General features: G+C 45.4%; 19 protein-coding genes. 2 read left to right on the forward strand and 17 right to left on the reverse strand.

Annotation, left to right across the window (positions count from 1 at the left end; translation table 11 throughout):
- Positions 1 to 4: 4 nt before the first annotated feature.
- The 5 genes from KIH43_RS08380 to KIH43_RS08400 are packed head-to-tail and all read right to left on the reverse strand — an operon-like array spanning position 5 to position 2955.
- The gene (locus KIH43_RS08380) at positions 5 to 982 is read right to left on the reverse strand and encodes a rhodanese-like domain-containing protein (protein ID WP_297719688.1); all 978 of its coding nucleotides are present in this window, start codon (positions 980 to 982) and stop codon (positions 5 to 7) included.
- 10 nt (positions 983 to 992) lie between these two features.
- Positions 993 to 1619 (reverse strand): hypothetical protein, encoded by a 627-nt coding sequence (locus KIH43_RS08385; protein ID WP_297719691.1) that lies wholly within the window; start codon positions 1617 to 1619, stop codon positions 993 to 995.
- Between the two features lie 6 nt (positions 1620 to 1625).
- Positions 1626 to 1841, reverse strand: a complete 216-nt coding sequence (locus KIH43_RS08390; protein WP_297719694.1) for a hypothetical protein — start codon at positions 1839 to 1841, stop codon at positions 1626 to 1628.
- 18 nt (positions 1842 to 1859) lie between these two features.
- Positions 1860 to 2426: a YeeE/YedE thiosulfate transporter family protein gene (locus KIH43_RS08395; protein WP_297719696.1), complete on the reverse strand. Its 567-nt coding sequence runs from the start codon at positions 2424 to 2426 to the stop codon at positions 1860 to 1862.
- A gap of 1 nt (position 2427) precedes the next feature.
- A complete protein-coding gene (locus KIH43_RS08400) occupies positions 2428 to 2955 on the reverse strand; it encodes a YeeE/YedE thiosulfate transporter family protein (protein ID WP_297719699.1) in 528 nt (175 codons plus the stop codon).
- Positions 2956 to 3155: 200 nt separating this feature from the next.
- Here KIH43_RS08400 and KIH43_RS08405 point away from each other — a divergent pair, with 200 nt between their 5' ends.
- Positions 3156 to 4118 (forward strand): c-type cytochrome, encoded by a 963-nt coding sequence (locus tag KIH43_RS08405; RefSeq protein ID WP_297719702.1) that lies wholly within the window; start codon positions 3156 to 3158, stop codon positions 4116 to 4118.
- A 74-nt stretch (positions 4119 to 4192) separates the two neighbouring features.
- On the opposite strand, the gene KIH43_RS08410 is transcribed toward KIH43_RS08405, so the two are convergent.
- Positions 4193 to 4768 carry a rhodanese-like domain-containing protein gene (locus KIH43_RS08410; protein ID WP_296968555.1) on the reverse strand — a complete coding sequence of 192 codons (576 nt, stop codon included), beginning with the start codon at positions 4766 to 4768 and terminating at the stop codon, positions 4193 to 4195.
- A gap of 195 nt (positions 4769 to 4963) precedes the next feature.
- Between KIH43_RS08410 and KIH43_RS08415 the strand changes: the two genes are divergently transcribed.
- Positions 4964 to 5272 (forward strand): high-potential iron-sulfur protein, encoded by a 309-nt coding sequence (locus KIH43_RS08415; protein WP_296968553.1) that lies wholly within the window; start codon positions 4964 to 4966, stop codon positions 5270 to 5272.
- Positions 5273 to 5341: 69 nt separating this feature from the next.
- On the opposite strand, the gene KIH43_RS08420 is transcribed toward KIH43_RS08415, so the two are convergent.
- Genes KIH43_RS08420 through KIH43_RS08470 form a run of 11 tightly spaced genes read right to left on the reverse strand, consistent with a single transcriptional unit; the run spans position 5342 to position 15811 of the window.
- A complete protein-coding gene (locus tag KIH43_RS08420) occupies positions 5342 to 6058 on the reverse strand; it encodes a Crp/Fnr family transcriptional regulator (RefSeq protein ID WP_296968551.1) in 717 nt (238 codons plus the stop codon).
- Between the two features lie 24 nt (positions 6059 to 6082).
- Positions 6083 to 6739 carry a class I SAM-dependent methyltransferase gene (locus KIH43_RS08425; protein WP_297719706.1) on the reverse strand — a complete coding sequence of 219 codons (657 nt, stop codon included), beginning with the start codon at positions 6737 to 6739 and terminating at the stop codon, positions 6083 to 6085.
- Complete coding sequence (locus tag KIH43_RS08430; protein ID WP_297719708.1) at positions 6723 to 7931, reverse strand: O-succinylhomoserine sulfhydrylase; 1209 nt, start codon at positions 7929 to 7931, stop codon at positions 6723 to 6725. Before KIH43_RS08430 ends, KIH43_RS08425 begins: the two co-directional genes overlap by 17 nt.
- Positions 7932 to 7991: 60 nt before the next feature.
- A complete protein-coding gene (gene purF, locus KIH43_RS08435; RefSeq protein WP_296968544.1) occupies positions 7992 to 9530 on the reverse strand; it encodes an amidophosphoribosyltransferase in 1539 nt (512 codons plus the stop codon).
- 4 nt (positions 9531 to 9534) lie between these two features.
- Positions 9535 to 10110: a CvpA family protein gene (locus KIH43_RS08440; protein WP_296968542.1), complete on the reverse strand. Its 576-nt coding sequence runs from the start codon at positions 10108 to 10110 to the stop codon at positions 9535 to 9537.
- Complete coding sequence (locus KIH43_RS08445; RefSeq protein ID WP_297719712.1) at positions 10110 to 10940, reverse strand: SPOR domain-containing protein; 831 nt, start codon at positions 10938 to 10940, stop codon at positions 10110 to 10112. The genes KIH43_RS08440 and KIH43_RS08445 overlap by 1 nt, the downstream gene beginning before the upstream one ends.
- 3 nt (positions 10941 to 10943) lie before the next feature.
- Entirely contained in the window at positions 10944 to 12269 is a 1326-nt protein-coding gene (folC, locus tag KIH43_RS08450) for a bifunctional tetrahydrofolate synthase/dihydrofolate synthase (protein ID WP_297719715.1), read from the reverse strand.
- Between the two features lie 4 nt (positions 12270 to 12273).
- The gene (gene accD, locus KIH43_RS08455; RefSeq protein ID WP_297719718.1) at positions 12274 to 13161 is read right to left on the reverse strand and encodes an acetyl-CoA carboxylase, carboxyltransferase subunit beta; all 888 of its coding nucleotides are present in this window, start codon (positions 13159 to 13161) and stop codon (positions 12274 to 12276) included.
- Positions 13158 to 13964: a tryptophan synthase subunit alpha gene (gene trpA, locus KIH43_RS08460; RefSeq protein WP_297719721.1), complete on the reverse strand. Its 807-nt coding sequence runs from the start codon at positions 13962 to 13964 to the stop codon at positions 13158 to 13160. The genes accD and trpA overlap by 4 nt, the downstream gene beginning before the upstream one ends.
- Positions 13965 to 13978: 14 nt before the next feature.
- Positions 13979 to 15172 (reverse strand): tryptophan synthase subunit beta, encoded by a 1194-nt coding sequence (gene trpB / locus KIH43_RS08465; protein ID WP_296968533.1) that lies wholly within the window; start codon positions 15170 to 15172, stop codon positions 13979 to 13981.
- 30 nt (positions 15173 to 15202) lie between these two features.
- Positions 15203 to 15811 (reverse strand): phosphoribosylanthranilate isomerase, encoded by a 609-nt coding sequence (locus KIH43_RS08470; protein ID WP_297719729.1) that lies wholly within the window; start codon positions 15809 to 15811, stop codon positions 15203 to 15205.
- Positions 15812 to 15815 lie beyond the last annotated feature (4 nt).

Here is a 15815-nt window from a genome sequence, read left to right on the forward strand (position 1 = left end):
CTCCTTAATTTAAAGGCACGCCCACCAAGGGTCGACCCTCTAGAGTCCATAGGTAAAGCGAGCCGTCATACAACTTAGTTGACTTATTTCCTACTAATTCTGACATCACGAACCAGCCGCCGGCTGCCAAGTGGCCGCTATTGCAATAACTAATAGCTGGTGACTTTGGATTAATGCCGTTAGCCGACAACAGGGCGTTGTAAGTATTTTTGTCCCAAAAGTACAGCGCGCCCTTAGACGTCTTAGCCAATAACTCAGGAGCCAATTCTTTTGCCCCTGCTATATGGCCATATGCGCCAACATAATCACGCTTGGTAAGACCATAAAACTGCGCTGGTTGTCGAGCATCTATCAAACTGACTTTACCGTTCTTTGATGCCGCAGCGACCTGATCTGAGCTAGCAATCAATTCTTTACGCTCACCCTTGGCAACCCAATTCCCACCGCTCTTAGTCGATGGAGTAACAACAAAATCGCGACCTTCAGAAAGCCAACCAGCCATTCCGCCATCCAAAACAGCAATATTGTCTTCCCCGTAAACCTTAAATTGCCAATAAGCTCTTAATGCCTCGTCTACATCAGAAATATCCAACCCAACAGGAACAAGAATGATTGGCTTATCGGAATTTAATCCTACGGATTGAATAATTTTTTCAAAATCACTCTTTTCTGGAATCAGATATTTGATCTTTTTTCCATCAATCATTCGATCAGCTCTAACTTTTTTAAAGTCTAGCAATGTAGAGTCAGCGATATGGCCACCAACTTCAACAAGAATCTTCTTGCCGGTTTTCTTGTCAACCTCAAATTCAGGGCTACGCACATAGCTAGCAACATCACCCCTGACCTCAAGAATTTGTACCTCTGATTGATTGGCAGCGAGCCAGTCAGCACTAACCACAGGACCTGGTAATGTCACGGCCTGCACTAAGCCTACCAAACCTGATAACACGAAGGCTAATGACCATTGAATCTTTTTCATACTTACCCCTTTATGAATTTACAGCTAATAAATTTTCTGAAAGACGAGCAATCAAATCAATTCCGCATTCAGTTAGCACATGATGCGATCTAGAATTTAATGCTAGATCTTTACTGCCTGTGCTTTCCATTAGCTCAAGAATTCTCTTATCACGCTCCAAAAGCAGCGCCTCAATTTCTGGATAAAATAAGCTCATCAAAGCACCAATCCACTTACTGATGGGGGCTAAACGCCCCATCACCGTCATTTCAAAGTTTTTAACCGACTGCAAGACTTCTCTTGCATCAACAATCTCTTCACCAGTAACCCATTGATTAGTGGTAAAGAGTCGAACCGGCAATCCCTTTTGATCTAATGCAATGCCTAAGAGGTGATGAAAGCTATCCTTGTTGCGTTTAGTGACATGAAAATGACCATGTTCGCCTGGTAGCATTTCATCAGCAGAATGAGCGTGGTAATAAAATTCATATCCAGTGCGCTCATCTAATAAGTCATTGTTAGGATAATGCTGCCATTCAATAAAATCTTTGGCGCCGCACAAAACCGCCTCATTCAGAGTGCGCCCAGTTTCGGCATACCTCATCTGAATGCTTGCCAACTCTTGAGCAGCTAGCCATTGATTGGATTGAGTCAACATTTAGAGCTACTCCGCAGCCTTACGCTTTTTAGGGCCGCATGGATTTGCAGCTTTTTTCTTCGCAGGGCCGCACGGATTTGCTGACTCCTTTTTTGGACCGCAAGGGTTTTTTTGCTCAGCACTGGTTGGATTGACAGGAGTTTCAGCAGACTGAGCCAATGGGGCTGCAGACAATCCTGCTAGAGCCAGAGCTAATGCAGCAACTGTAGATTTTTTTGACATAGATATCCTTTTCAAAAGTTAAACTTGTGAGCCAACAGGACCTTTGGATTTCTTTTCCATCCACGATCCCAAAACAAATACACCAATCGCAGCAACAACCAAGCCAATATCAATCGATAGGCTTGAAATGTGAAATGCATCACCCAAGGTATCTGCGGCGCCGTATTCACCAAGTAGCGTCAAGAATTCAACGCTTGGATAAATCGCTGCAAAAAGGATTGTTCCCAACAATAAACCGATTAAGAAAATTGCTGCATCGATGCGACCCGACATGAATCCAACTACTGAGGTACCTGGACAATAGCCTCCAATAGCAAAACCTGCGCCAACAAATGCACCACCGAGCGCTGCAGCCCCCAGAAATGCCGGAGGCACAAAAAGACTTTCCGCCTGAACAACTCCAAAGTACTCAAGAATTAAAAGTCCTACTGCGGCAAAGACAATCGCAGTAAACATCACCTTGAATACAGACCAGTCTGATAAACGAAATTGGCCGGTCAATTTATTTGGATTGCCAAATCCTGCTCGTTCCAAAACAAAACCAAATGAAGCCCCCAAGATAAGTCCAGAGAGAATATCGCTCATATTATTTCTCCTCTTTTAACAGGCGGCTAGCTAATAGACCGACCGCAAAAAATGTGCCGAGAAAAGTGAATCCAGCCAAACTGAGAACCGCGGCACCAGATAGTCCCAAACCACTAGTACAGCCAGCAGCAATCCGCGCACCGAAACCAGCCAGAATTCCTCCAAGCAAAGCAGTCAAAGGTCGCTTAGCCCCGCCTAAATACTTTCTTCCATCCATTTGAAAATGGACTCTCTTGGCCAAGTAGGCTGAAATTAAAGCCCCCAGAGCAACTCCAATTACCTGCCAGGTAATCCATGCCTCTAATGGCTTGCCCTCCTCCACCATGCCACCAAGATAATCATTTGCATTGGTGGCAATAGGTGCAACATGCATTCCTATCCATGCGGTTAAACGAGTCGTAAAACCCGTTGCGCCCAACCCATGCCCCGTAACTACAAATGTAGCCAACAACACAATACCAAGCAGAATTCCCGCTAAGAGAGGATTCATATAAGGAGCCGGCTTACTTTGCTCTTTTTTGATTTCCATTCATCGACCTCAGTTAAGATGCTAATAATATATCTATTTATATAATATATTAAAAATTATTAAAGTCAAGAGTCTTAACAAGGGATTCAATAATGAAATTGATCTAAGTCAAAGGGGCTCTCCATCTTTGATTTAGATCATGAACCTAAAAAACACTGTCTCTAGAATGTTTCTGGTGATACATCTTTTTTAGGATTGCAATGAAATTTCAAACGCTTTTAATCGCAGCTCTATCGGCCCCTCTTTTGGCAGCAGCACAATCAGAGGAAGTCAGCAAAAAATATGACGTTGATAGCCTTCCAAATGACCACTATGGTCGTCTTGTGCGCTACGGGAAACATTTATCTGAAAAAACCTATGAGGTCATTGGACCAGAAGTTGCAGATAAAAAAATGCGCTACGCAGGTAATAATCTTGCCTGCACCAATTGCCATCAAGAAGCGGCAACCAAAAAATTCGCCATGCCTTGGGTCGGAGCGCAGGCCACATTTCCTCAATATAGAGGGCGCGAAAACGAGGTTAGCACGATCGAAGAGCGCGTAAACGGCTGTATGGAGCGCAGCATGAATGGCAAGGCCCTTCTATTTGATGGAAAAGAAATGAAGGCCTTTGCAACATATATTCATTTCTTATCTAAAGGGGTTCCAGTAGGAAGTAGCGTTGAAGGTCAAGGGCTTCCGAAATTTACCCCGCCAGATCGGGCATCAGATATTGTTGCGGGTGAGAAAGTCTACGCAGAAAAATGTGCAGTCTGCCATGGCCAAGATGGTGCTGGATTACGAAATGGCAAGCCAGGAGAGGCCAAAGGATATACATTCCCACCGCTATGGGGAAAAGATACATTTAATAATGGGGCTGGCATGAACCGCCTCTTAACAGCCGCATCATTTATCAAAACTAATATGCCTCTTGGTGCATCACATGGCCAAGCCCAGCTAACGGACGATCAGTCATATGATGTCGCTGGTTACATCCTTAGTAAACCGCGGCCAATAAAGGCAAATCTTGATAAAGATTTTCCAGCGCGCTGGAATAAGCCCGTGGATGCAGCATTCCCCCCTTACGTGGATGGAGCGCCTGCTGAACAACACAAGTATGGCCCATTTCAGCCATTATTTGAGAATATGAAACGCTTGAAACCTGTTTTAGATAAAGGCGCTTGAACAACAAGCTAACAAGCATCAAAAAAGGGAGCATTAGCTCCCTTTTCACTTTAAGAAGTTAAATAGCTAACGAATTAGAACTCACCCTTAACAGTAGTCAAACCCAACGCATCCCAATCCAACATACCGCCGCGATAGTAATAGATCTTTGTTGCAGGAAATCCATCGCGCGTCATTGCTGCCATAGCCATCGGACTTTGCGGACATACTGGGCCATTGCAAAATGCATAAACTTTTTTCGCTTTAGAACAATCCCATTGAGTAGAACCCGCAGCAGGCTTCTTGCAACCTAACTCATCCATACGCATGGCAACTTCAGTGTAGGGAATACCAATTGAACCCGGTATAGTGCCTTTCACTCGATCATCAACAACACGCATATCGACTACGATTGAATCTTTATCGTTTAGTGCGTTTAAAACATCAATTTCATCTACAGGGACAACGCCTTTAATTGGAATCAATGGCTGCAACCAGCCCTTATTTTTGGCACATGGAGTCATCACGCGCGTAATTTCAATGGGGCCTTTAGGTGTATTCACAACATATTTAGTGGACTTATCGATGATTTGCAGCAATTCGGGTGCTGGAGTTTGCGCAACGACAAGACCTGAAAACAACATGAGACCAAACGCTAATAATTTATTCATAAATTCCTTGGAGATATTTTGATATGAAAGTTATGATTTAAATGCTTATATACGCATTTATGCATAAAACAGCAGTGTGACTGCATACGCAGTAAAACTTAATACATATAAACCCCTATTGTTGGTGTAGTTATCATCTTTAATATGCACCCTAGGAAGTAATTACCGCTTTTTATACTTAATTTTGGAGTTCAAATGAAAAATAGTCGTCGCCAATTCATGATTTTGTCAGCTGCAGGCGCTTGCACTTTAGCCTTAAACGGCAAAGTACAGGCTCAAGCAATGGTTGCCGAAACCGATCCTCAAGCTGCTGCATTGGGCTACAAAGCTGATGCCTCAAAAGTAGATAAAGCAAAGTATCCAAAATATGCCGCTGGACAAGAATGTGATAACTGCGCACTATTCCAAGGCAAGGTTGGCGATGCTACTGGTGGATGCTCTTTATTTGGAACGAAAAAAGTGGCGGGTAAAGGTTGGTGCTCTGCATACGCCAAAAAGGCATAATCAAAAAATTTTTTACCGAAATCCGGTATTCAAAAGACTGCTGCGGCAGTCTTTTTTATTTGATCCAATCTAATTGCCGAATTGAGAAAAATATTTTAATTTTTCTATGTTCGGAATTTGGATACTGAGACGACTAATATTGGAAATAAGGCCTTGTTCAGCCATAGACGCCAAGGCTCTACTTATTGTTTCAAATTTAACATCCATCATCAGCCCCATATCTTCTCTCTTAAAAAGAGGAGCGATGGCCATCGAACCGGATATTTTTGCAACTCTCAGAAAAAAACGAGCAAGTCTTACTTCAATTCTTCCGGTGTTGAGCTCAGCAAACCAAGACTCGGATTGCGCTAGAGCTTCCCCCCATTTCTTTACCATTTGACGATGCAATCGTGGGGACTCCTCTCCCAGCTGAGAAATAAGCGCTTTAGGCAATCGACAAAGATGAACGTTTGATAAAGCACTAGCTGAATGTGTATAGCGATCCCCCAATAACGCCTCCATTCCAAATAAGTCCCCTGGCATCACCAGTCGCACTATTCTGCTGGACCCATCCGTATTGAGATGCAAAAGCTTGATATAACCTTCACGTAAGGTATAGAGGAACTCTGCAAAATCCCCCTGATGATAGATCGCAGAATTTGCCTCGTAGTGGAGATCATCTATCGGGCTATGGATTTTTGAAAAATCATCCTCATTTAACTCAGCGAATAATACTGAACTGCGAATCGAACAGGTATTGCAATCACTGTTGCCCTGCCAAGCGCTCTTGATGTCAATCGTCTTCATAATTACCATCCATCAAGTAATTATTCATTTGCGTGCAACTAAACCCAATATAGCCGACATCCCCGTATGTCTAGGACCTTCAGACAATTCCTTCTCGTAGGATGTCAACTCTAGGATGGTGAAATCCTTTGCTAAATCGCGTATCAAATCCTCGGTATAGAGGTGCTCAATCAGCGAAGGGCCACCCGTTTTATATTCGAGTTGCTTTGGGGTGTAGCCTTGCAAAATAAAGATACCGCCTGGCTTAAGCGTTTGATAAGTTTGGCGAAAAATTCGCTCGCGCATTGCAGGATCTGCGAACTGAATAAAAATACCAACTACAGCATCGTATTCATTTACTTGCCAATCAAAACTATCGGTATCTGAGAATGAATAATCAACCTGCACATGGTTCTCTTGCGCAAATTTCTTTGCTTTTGCTAACGCAATATCTGAAGCATCAAACCCGACAACATGCATGCCTTGTTTTGCTAGCCAGACGCCATTACGCCCCTCACCATCTGCAATGCAAAGTACTTTGTCGTTGACCTTTAAGTGCTGACGTGCTTTTTCAACCAGGTATTCATTGGGCTCTTTCCCAAAGATGAACTCTTCCTGATCAAAGCGCTCATTCCAAAACTGAGTGGCATCCTTAAAGCTCATTGCGCTATCGATATGTACTTGTTTATTTTTTGAGGCCACCGACTAAATCATTTTTAAGATCGTTGATATTTTCGAGTCCAACAGCAATGCGGACCAATCCATCTGAAATTCCAGCCGCTTTACGTGCCTCTGCGCTGACACGACAATGGGTGGTGGTTGCGGGATGTGTAATGGTTGTACGGGTATCACCAAGATTTGCTGTAATTGAGCAAAGCTTGGTTTGATTGATTAATTTAAAGGCAGCCTTCTTTCCTCCCTTAAGGACAAAAGACACAATTGCCCCGCCCTCTTTTTGCTGACGCATTGCTAATGCGTGTTGAGGGTGTGACTTGAGGCCTGGGTGGTATACACGCTCAACACCAGATTGCTTTTCCAACCATTGCGCCAATGCAAGTGCATTCTGGCTTTGCTGTTTCATCCGCAACTCTAGTGTTTCAAGGCCTTTTAGAAAAACCCAGGCATTAAATGCAGAAAGTGTTGGACCGGCAGTTCGCACATAAGGAAAGACTTTGCCCATGACAAAATCATGACTACCCACAATAGCTCCGCCAACGACTCGCCCTTGTCCATCTAGATATTTGGTTGCTGAATGAATTACCACGTCTGCCCCAAGAGCAAGCGGCTTCTGTAATGCAGGTGTACAAAAGCAATTGTCTACTGCAAATAAAGCACCGGCTTTCTTAGCAATTTTAGAGATGGCTTTGATATCAGCAATTTCTGTCAGTGGATTAGATGGCGTCTCTAAATAAAAGAGTTTGGTGTTTGACTGAACTGCAGATTGCCATGATTTAGTATCGGTCAAATCTACGTAAGTGGTCGTAATTCCAAAGCGGCCAAGGATATTGGTGAACAACTGGATCGTTGCACCAAATACTGAGCGCGAACAAACGACATGATCTCCTGCCTGCAGATGCGCCATTGCCATTGTCAGAATGGCGGACATACCAGAGGCCGTAGCAATACATGATTCACCACCCTCAAGCGCAGCTAAGCGATCTTGAAACATACTTACCGTTGGATTGGTAAAGCGAGAATATATAAATCCTTGATCTGCATGAGCGAAACCGTCAGCCGCCAACTCTGCACTATCAAAGCAGAAGCTGGAGGTAAGGAACATCGCTTCTGAATGCTCTTGATATTCTGCTGTACGACGAGTGCCAGCACGAACCGCGATGGATTCGAGTGCGAGTTTTGAAAAATCTGGCTTTTTGCGGGTAGTTTTACTCTTCATACCGCTATTTTGACATTGAATTGCCGATTTGCCTCCCTTGAGGCAAATTCCTGTCGCTTTTTAGTCTTCAGTTGCCAAATGCAGATGCAATTGCGAACGGGCAAAGTCACTGGAGTCCCTCTGACGATCAGCCTTCGCCGCGGAGGAGTTGCGCTGCGCCTCAAGTGCATCTAAATAGGAATCGTTGATGTCACCCGTGATGTAATGCCCATCAAAACAGGAGGCTTCGAAGTTTTGAATATTGGGATTAATGTCCCTAACCGCCTGCTTCATATCTTCAACGCTTTGATAAATCAATTGATCAGCACCAATCATCTTGTTAATTTCTTCATCCGTGCGACCGTAGGCAACCAATTCACTGCGCGTAGGCATATCGATACCGTATACGTTTGGATAGCGCACTGGAGGGGCAGCCGATGCAAAAATGACTTTCTTGGCACCTGACTCCCGCGCCATCTGCACGATCTCAAATGAGGTTGTACCCCGCACAATAGAGTCATCGACAATCAGAATAGTCTTGTCTTTGAATTCAACACGCATTGCATTCAGTTTTTGGCGGACAGACTTTTTACGAACCGCTTGACCTGGCATGATGAAGGTACGACCAATGTAGCGATTCTTAAAGAAGCCTTCGCGATAATCAACGCCTAAATTCTTTGCTACCTGCATTGCTGCGGGACGGCTCGAATCAGGAATCGGCATCACCACATCAATTTCTGCAACATTCGTTTCCTTGCGAATCTTCTCCGCTAAGTAATCCCCCATACGCATCCGCACGTTATAGACAGTGACGCCATCAATTGTGGAGTCTGGACGCGCCATGTAAACATATTCAAAAATACATGGGGTAAGCACAGCGTTTGGAACGCATTGACGTGCATAAAAATTACCATCTATATCGATATAAATCGCTTCGCCAGGATTCACATCTCGCACGAAGGTAAAACCAAGACCTTCTAGCGCAACAGATTCCGAAGCCACCATCCATTCAGGCCCCTGTGGTGTATCAATACGACCAATACATAAAGGGCGAATACCAAATGGATCACGAAATGCTAATAAACCATAGCCTGCAATTAAGGAAACCACTGCATAGGAGCCCTTGACACGACTAGCTACACCGGTCACAGCATTAAACATTGCGCTTTCATCTAAAGCGGCGCTATTGGTTTCTTTTTGCAACTCGTCTGCGAGAACGTTTAGTAATACTTCTGTATCTGAGCTAGTGTTGATATGACGACGATCACGATAAGCCATTTCTACACGTAGACTTGCTGCATTGGTGAGATTACCGTTGTGAGCCAAAATAATGCCGTATGGTGCACTCACATAAAAAGGTTGCGCCTCTTCTTCGCTGCTTGCAGAGCCGGCCGTTGGATAGCGCACTTGACCGATACCAGCATTGCCCACAAGACTACGCATATTGCGTGTCCTAAAAACATCTCGCACCAGACCATTGGCTTTATGCATGGTGAATGAATTGCCATTCATGGTAGCTATACCGGCAGCATCCTGACCGCGGTGTTGCAACAGCAACAACGCATCATAGAGAAGTTGATTAACTGGTGAGTGGGAAACGGTTCCGACGACGCCGCACATATCTCTAGATTCCTATTGTTAATTTAGGAGTAATAGTTGGAATAACCGGTGTAACTTTAGGCATAGCATCACTTAATTGCTTTGCCCAATCTGCTGGGAGCCAGCCTTTAATTAAACCTGTAGCCACATCGATGGCTGGTCTAGTAATTGCATTTTTCCATGCCATGCTTTGCGGTATAGGAGTTAAAGCAGCGAGTGTAGCAAGCACCACCACAATTAAGCCGCCTCGCAAAAAACCAAACACTAAACCCAAGAATCGATCCGTCAAGCTTAAGCCCGCTGACAGAATAATCTTTTGCACAACCCCGCCAAATAAATTACAGACAATCAAAGTCAGAATAAACAAAATTAACCAACTTAGACCAAGACTAAGAAGTTCATCCAAATGAAAAGTGGAGAGCCACTCTGTAGAGAGATAGTTGCTGTAATGGTAAGCAACCCATGCAGCAATGAACCAGGAGGCAAGCGCAAGTACTTCTTTAAATAAGCCCCGTGAGATCCCCACAAGACCAGAGATGAGCAGGATAACTAGGGTGAAGTAATCCACCGACGTTAACTTTAAGGTGGATAAATATTCCATTACTGCTTACCAGTCTCGACTATTCTGGGAGTAAGCCCCATAGCCTTAATTTTCTTCTCGGCCGCTTCTGCTGCATCCTTATCGGTATATGGACCAGCACGGACTAAAAACATTTTGCTACCGTCAGTACCTGCTTTATTTAAAACATAGCTTGGTATTTTCTGACTCTTGAGCCTAGCCACCAATGCATTCACATTACTCTCAGAAGCAAAAGCGCCAATTTGAATCACAAACTTTCCTGAACTTGCAGGAGGAGTATTTACAGCCGCAGCTTTATTAGGGTCTTCTACTTTTGGCTTTGCGTTAGATTGTGGAGCAACTACCTCCTCACCTGCAGCTAGACCTAGACTAGAACTTTTGGTTGGTGCTGGCGTATTAGGCGAAGCTGACTTAACCTCAGCCTTTACATCTGACTTAGCATCAGGTGCTGGGGCTGGTACAGCAGTAACTTGCTTAGATGACTCAGACTCTGTCTTGGATTTTTCTTCTGGTTTAGATTCCACTTTTGTTTCAGCGGGCTTTGTCTCTGCCCCAGGAATCGGCAAGCTTGTGACGATATTGACAGCGATGTCATTTGGGGCAGTTTTGGGCCTGCTATCCAGAATGCGTGGCAAACCTACAACCGCAATTAATACCAAAACAGCTGCCCCGATCAAGCGATGACGGGCACGTTGCTGCTCTGGATCTTCGGTGAGGGCAAGCTCTTCTGCTTCTGCGGCACGCTGAAACGCGCGCGGAGCAGTCCGCTTAGCGGTATTACGCCCTACTGAACCCCTATCAAGGTCATCAGCATGTGTTTTTCGCTTAAAAAAGCTCGGTAAACGAATCATGGATCAATGCGCCTGGTTGTTTCGATAAGCCATTACGCCTGCAACGGTATAGAAGGATCCGAAGGTCACAATTCTATCACCCTCTCCAGCCTGAGAAAGCGCTTTTTGATACGCAGAAGCGGGATTTTCAAAGATTTCGATACCCCCATCCGCCCCATTTTTAGGCTTCACACCCATGGATTCTAGGGTCTGAGCTAAAAATTGGGCTGAAGCAGCCCTAGGGGTGGGAAGATTGGTGCAAAACCAAAAATCGACAACATTTAACAGGGGTTTAATCACCCCTTCTATATCCTTATCCGCCATCGCCCCAAAAATGGCGTAAGTGTATGGGTGATACCCCATCTTATCCAAGCTTTGTCCCAAGGTTGCAGCGGCATGGGGATTATGGGCAACATCCAGCACTACTGTAGGTTGTCCAGGTAGCACTTGAAATCGACCCGGCAATTCCACTAAAGCAAAACCATTACGAATATCTTGTGCGCTCACCGGTAAGCGCTGATGTAATGCCATTAATGCGGCAATAACAGCCGAGGCATTGAGTATTTGATTGGCGCCGCGCAAAGCTGGGTAACCTAAACCACTGAAACGCTTACCTCTGCCAGCCCATCCCCATTGCTGCTTATCACCCTGAAAGTTGTAATCGCGACCTTGTAACCAAAGATCACACCCTAGCTTTTCTGCGTAATCAATAAGAGTTTTCGGTGGCACAGGATCTCCGCACACCGCAATATGACCGGGGCGAAATATGCCAGCCTTTTCTAAACCTATTGCCTCACGCGTTCCACCTAAAAAATCGGCATGATCAATGTCAATGCTTGTGACGATCGCACAATCCGCGTCAACAATATTCACAGCATCCAAACGACCACCCATGCCTACTTCCAATATGACTGCATCCAAATTCGCCTTGGCAAATAAATGCATGATAGCCAACGTAGTGAACTCAAAATAAGTCAGCGTTGGCGGATTTATTAAGCTCACACGCGCTTTTTCAACCGCCGTAAAATGCTCGAGCAACAATGCATCTCTCACTTCCTCTCCATTGATGCGAGCGCGCTCATTAAACGTAAGTAAATGTGGGGAAGTGTGACAGCCTACACGGTATCCAGAAGACAGCAAGATACTTTCTAAGTAAGCACAGGTTGAGCCTTTACCGTTGGTTCCTGCAACAGTAATCACCGGACAATCAAAATGCAGATCTAGCGCAGCCTTCACACGATTGATGCGCTCCAACCCCATATCAATTCCGACAGGATGCGCAGTTTCGAGATGACTGAGCCAAGCCTCTAGGCTTGAAAAAAGAATTGGGGTTGGATGTGCTGTAGTCAAGCGCTTAAACAGCTGCACTACCAGAGATGGAAGGCTCTGGAAGTTTTTGCAGTAAAGCTAGCAAGCGGGCGATTTCAGCGCGCATCTGGCGACGATCGACAATCATGTCGATACCGCCCTTTTGCATTAAAAACTCTGCTCGCTGAAATCCCTCAGGCAATTTTTCGCGAACAGTTTGTTCAATAACACGTGGGCCTGCAAAACCAATCAAAGCTTTTGGTTCAGCCATGACAACATCGCCCATAAAGGCAAAACTGGCTGAAATACCGCCCATTGTTGGGTCAGTGAGCACGCTAATGTAAGGCAATCCTTTTTTAGACAACAAAGTCAACATGGAGTTTGTCTTTGCCATTTGGAATAATGACAGCAAACTCTCTTGCATGCGCGCTCCACCAGTGGCGGTAACACAAATAAATGCACATTTTTTATTGATCGCTTCTTGTACTGCTCGTGCAAAACGCTCACCAACAACAGAGCCCATAGAGCCACCCATATACTGAAACTCAAAACAGGCAGCAACTACAGGGATGCTCTCAATTTTTCCACCCATGGCGATGAGCGCTTCCGTTTCGCCGGATACATCATTCGCCTCTTTAATACGATCGGGATATTTTTTGGAATCTTTAAACTTCAGTGGGTCTGTGGGATAAATATCAGCACCGATTTCATAACGACCCTTATCATCAAGCAAATTTTCTAAACGTTGCCGCGCACCGATGCGCATATGATGACTACATTTAGGGCATACCGAGAGGTTCGCTTCAATGTCAGTACTGTAGAGAACAGTTTCACATCCAGGACACTTTACCCACAATCCTTCCGGTACCGATTTGCGATTTGCAGGATCAGTGTGTTGAATTTGGGGAGGAAGTAATTTATCAATCCAGCTCATGGGTTTTCACTATCCAATGCGTCACGAATCTCGCGAATGAAGGTTTCTAGAGATTGTACTGCCTGGCCTGGGGGCGCATCCTCTAAAAGGCGAATAATGCGACTACCAATGACCACGGCATCCGCGCTATTTGAGACAGCTTTTGCACTGGCGGCATCGCTAATACCAAAGCCTACGGCTATCGGAATATCGGTTTCCTCACGAATTTTTGGAATGATACTGGCCACATCCTGAGTATTGAGATGAGATGCTCCGGTAACCCCCCGCATGGATACGTAATAAATATATCCAGAAGCAATTTTGGCTGCTTCTTTAATGCGCTCGTGAGACGAGGTTGGCGCCAATAAGAAAATGGGATCAATGCCCGCAACACGCATGCGCGCTGCAAAATCAACACATTCTTCTGGCGGGTAATCAACCACTAATACACCATCTACCCCAGCAGCTTTTGCTTCTGATGCAAAACGCTCAGCACCCATTTGCTCTACTGGATTGGCATAACCCATCAATACAATAGGAGTGTTCGCGTCTTTCTTGCGAAACTCTTTTACCATCTCCAAGCAAGAGTGCAAAGTTACACCGTGTGTAAGCGCACGTTCAGATGATCGCTGTATCACTGGACCGTCCGCCATTGGATCAGAAAATGGTACGCCCAACTCAATCACACTGGATCCACCACGCACTAATGCGTGCATGAGTTCTACAGTCATCGAGGGATCTGGATCACCTGCAGTAATAAAAGGAATCAAACCCTTCTTACCAGATACTTTTAGCTCTTTAAAGAGTGCAGTAATTTTTGACATACGTTCTTATTCTTTTAACCTTCAGATCCAGTAGCTTGAGCGACGGTATGCATATCCTTATCACCGCGACCGGATAGATTGACCAAAATAGTTTTGTCCTTTGGCAAGGTCTTGGCCAATTTACAAGCCTGAGCGATAGCGTGAGACGACTCGAGCGCAGGAATAATGCCTTCAATCCGGCAACAATCATGGAAGGCCTGCAGCGCTTCTTCGTCGGTGATGGCAACATAGTCAGCACGACCAGAATCTTTTAACCAGGCATGCTCAGGACCAACCCCTGGATAGTCCATACCAGCAGATACAGAATGGGTTTCAGAAATTTGGCCATTCTCATCTTGCAAGAGATAGGTTCGGTTGCCATGCAATACCCCTGGCTTTCCAACGCAGAGGGCTGCTGAATGCAAACCACTTCCCAAGCCATGACCCGCCGCTTCAACTCCTATGAGTTTGACGTTAGGTAAGTCTATGTAGGGATAAAAAATACCCATCGCGTTTGATCCACCACCAACACAAGCAAGCACGTAATCCGGTTGATTGCCTGTCATTTCTGGCATTTGAACCTTACACTCTTCACCAATCACACTCTGAAAATCTCTTACCATCATGGGATATGGATGCGGTCCCGCTACAGTACCAATGATGTAAAAAGTATTGTCGACGTTGGTTACCCAATCGCGCATGGCCTCATTCAATGCATCTTTTAAGGTTTTGGTTCCCGACTCAACAGGAACCACTTTTGCACCCAAAAGCTTCATCCGAAATACATTCTGCGCTTGGCGCGCAACATCCACTGCACCTTGATATACAGTGCAGTCCAAACCAAAACGTGCGCAAATAGTTGCTGTTGCTACACCATGCTGCCCAGCCCCTGTCTCAGCAATAATGCGCGGCTTGCCCATTCGCTTAGCCAACATTGCCTGGCCAATCACATTATTGATCTTATGTGCACCAGTATGGTTAAGGTCCTCACGTTTGAGATAAATCTGGGCTCCGCCCAACATTTCACTCCAGCGTTTTGCATGATAGATCGGCGAAGGTCTGCCTACAAAATGCTTTAGCTCGTAATGGAACTCTTCTATAAACTCTGGATCGTGCTGATATTTTGCATATGCTTCTTTGAGCTCATCTAATGCGTACATCAATGTCTCAGAAACAAACACGCCACCGTAAGGACCGAAATGTCCTCGTGCATCTGGCTTGTCGTACATAGCTACCTCTTTTGATTTAACTACAGCAAATTATTGGGAAGATGCTTTCGCATCAGCTGCGCGCACTGCTTTCACAAAATCAGCCATGAGCGCAGGATCTTTAATACCCCTGCTGCTTTCTACGCCACTGCTGACGTCAACTGCGCAAGGATGCAGACGAGCAATCGCCTCGCCCACGTTGTGCGTGTTCAATCCACCACTCAAAACGACCCGAGGCGCGTTTTCGCTTACCCATGTCTGTGGAATTCCTTGCCAATCAAAAGGAACGCCCCCACCACCATAACCCTCTACAAGAGCGTCTAGTAGGAAAGCGTTTGCGTCCCTATATTGTAGGGAAAATTCGTCAAATGCGAAGCCAGCTCCAATGCGGGCCGCCTTTATCCAAGGGTCCCCTTGGGCCAATTGGGCGCAACGCTGGGGGGTCTCGTCTCCGTGAAACTGCCATAGTGTGATCGAAGCAGCAGCGCGTATAGCCATAAACTCTTCATCAGTGGCATTGACCACCAATCCAACCGCATCGACCCCGGCTGGTAGCCTAGAAATAAGCTGGGCAGCGATATTGGGACTGACAGACCGTACGCTAGGAGGGTAAAAAACAAAGCCAACAGCATCTACCCCAGCAGAAACCGCGGAATCCACCGCC

Origin of the sequence: Polynucleobacter sp. (genome assembly GCF_018500155.2) — a bacterium.
Lineage (GTDB): Bacteria > Pseudomonadota > Gammaproteobacteria > Burkholderiales > Burkholderiaceae > Polynucleobacter.

Coding starts and splice junctions, on each gene's coding strand:
- KIH43_RS08380 (WP_297719688.1), bottom strand. CDS start 982: ATGAAAAAGATTCAATGGTCATTAGCCTTCGTGTTATCAGGTTTGGTA.
- KIH43_RS08385 (WP_297719691.1), bottom strand. CDS start 1,619: ATGTTGACTCAATCCAATCAATGGCTAGCTGCTCAAGAGTTGGCAAGC.
- KIH43_RS08390 (WP_297719694.1), bottom strand. CDS start 1,841: ATGTCAAAAAAATCTACAGTTGCTGCATTAGCTCTGGCTCTAGCAGGA.
- KIH43_RS08395 (WP_297719696.1), bottom strand. CDS start 2,426: ATGAGCGATATTCTCTCTGGACTTATCTTGGGGGCTTCATTTGGTTTT.
- KIH43_RS08400 (WP_297719699.1), bottom strand. CDS start 2,955: ATGGAAATCAAAAAAGAGCAAAGTAAGCCGGCTCCTTATATGAATCCT.
- KIH43_RS08405 (WP_297719702.1), top strand. CDS start 3,156: ATGAAATTTCAAACGCTTTTAATCGCAGCTCTATCGGCCCCTCTTTTG.
- KIH43_RS08410 (WP_296968555.1), bottom strand. CDS start 4,768: ATGAATAAATTATTAGCGTTTGGTCTCATGTTGTTTTCAGGTCTTGTC.
- KIH43_RS08415 (WP_296968553.1), top strand. CDS start 4,964: ATGAAAAATAGTCGTCGCCAATTCATGATTTTGTCAGCTGCAGGCGCT.
- KIH43_RS08420 (WP_296968551.1), bottom strand. CDS start 6,058: ATGAAGACGATTGACATCAAGAGCGCTTGGCAGGGCAACAGTGATTGC.
- KIH43_RS08430 (WP_297719708.1), bottom strand. CDS start 7,931: ATGAAGAGTAAAACTACCCGCAAAAAGCCAGATTTTTCAAAACTCGCA.
- purF (WP_296968544.1), bottom strand. CDS start 9,530: ATGTGCGGCGTCGTCGGAACCGTTTCCCACTCACCAGTTAATCAACTT.
- KIH43_RS08440 (WP_296968542.1), bottom strand. CDS start 10,110: ATGGAATATTTATCCACCTTAAAGTTAACGTCGGTGGATTACTTCACC.
- KIH43_RS08445 (WP_297719712.1), bottom strand. CDS start 10,940: ATGATTCGTTTACCGAGCTTTTTTAAGCGAAAAACACATGCTGATGAC.
- accD (WP_297719718.1), bottom strand. CDS start 13,161: ATGAGCTGGATTGATAAATTACTTCCTCCCCAAATTCAACACACTGAT.
- trpA (WP_297719721.1), bottom strand. CDS start 13,964: ATGTCAAAAATTACTGCACTCTTTAAAGAGCTAAAAGTATCTGGTAAG.
- trpB (WP_296968533.1), bottom strand. CDS start 15,172: ATGTACGACAAGCCAGATGCACGAGGACATTTCGGTCCTTACGGTGGC.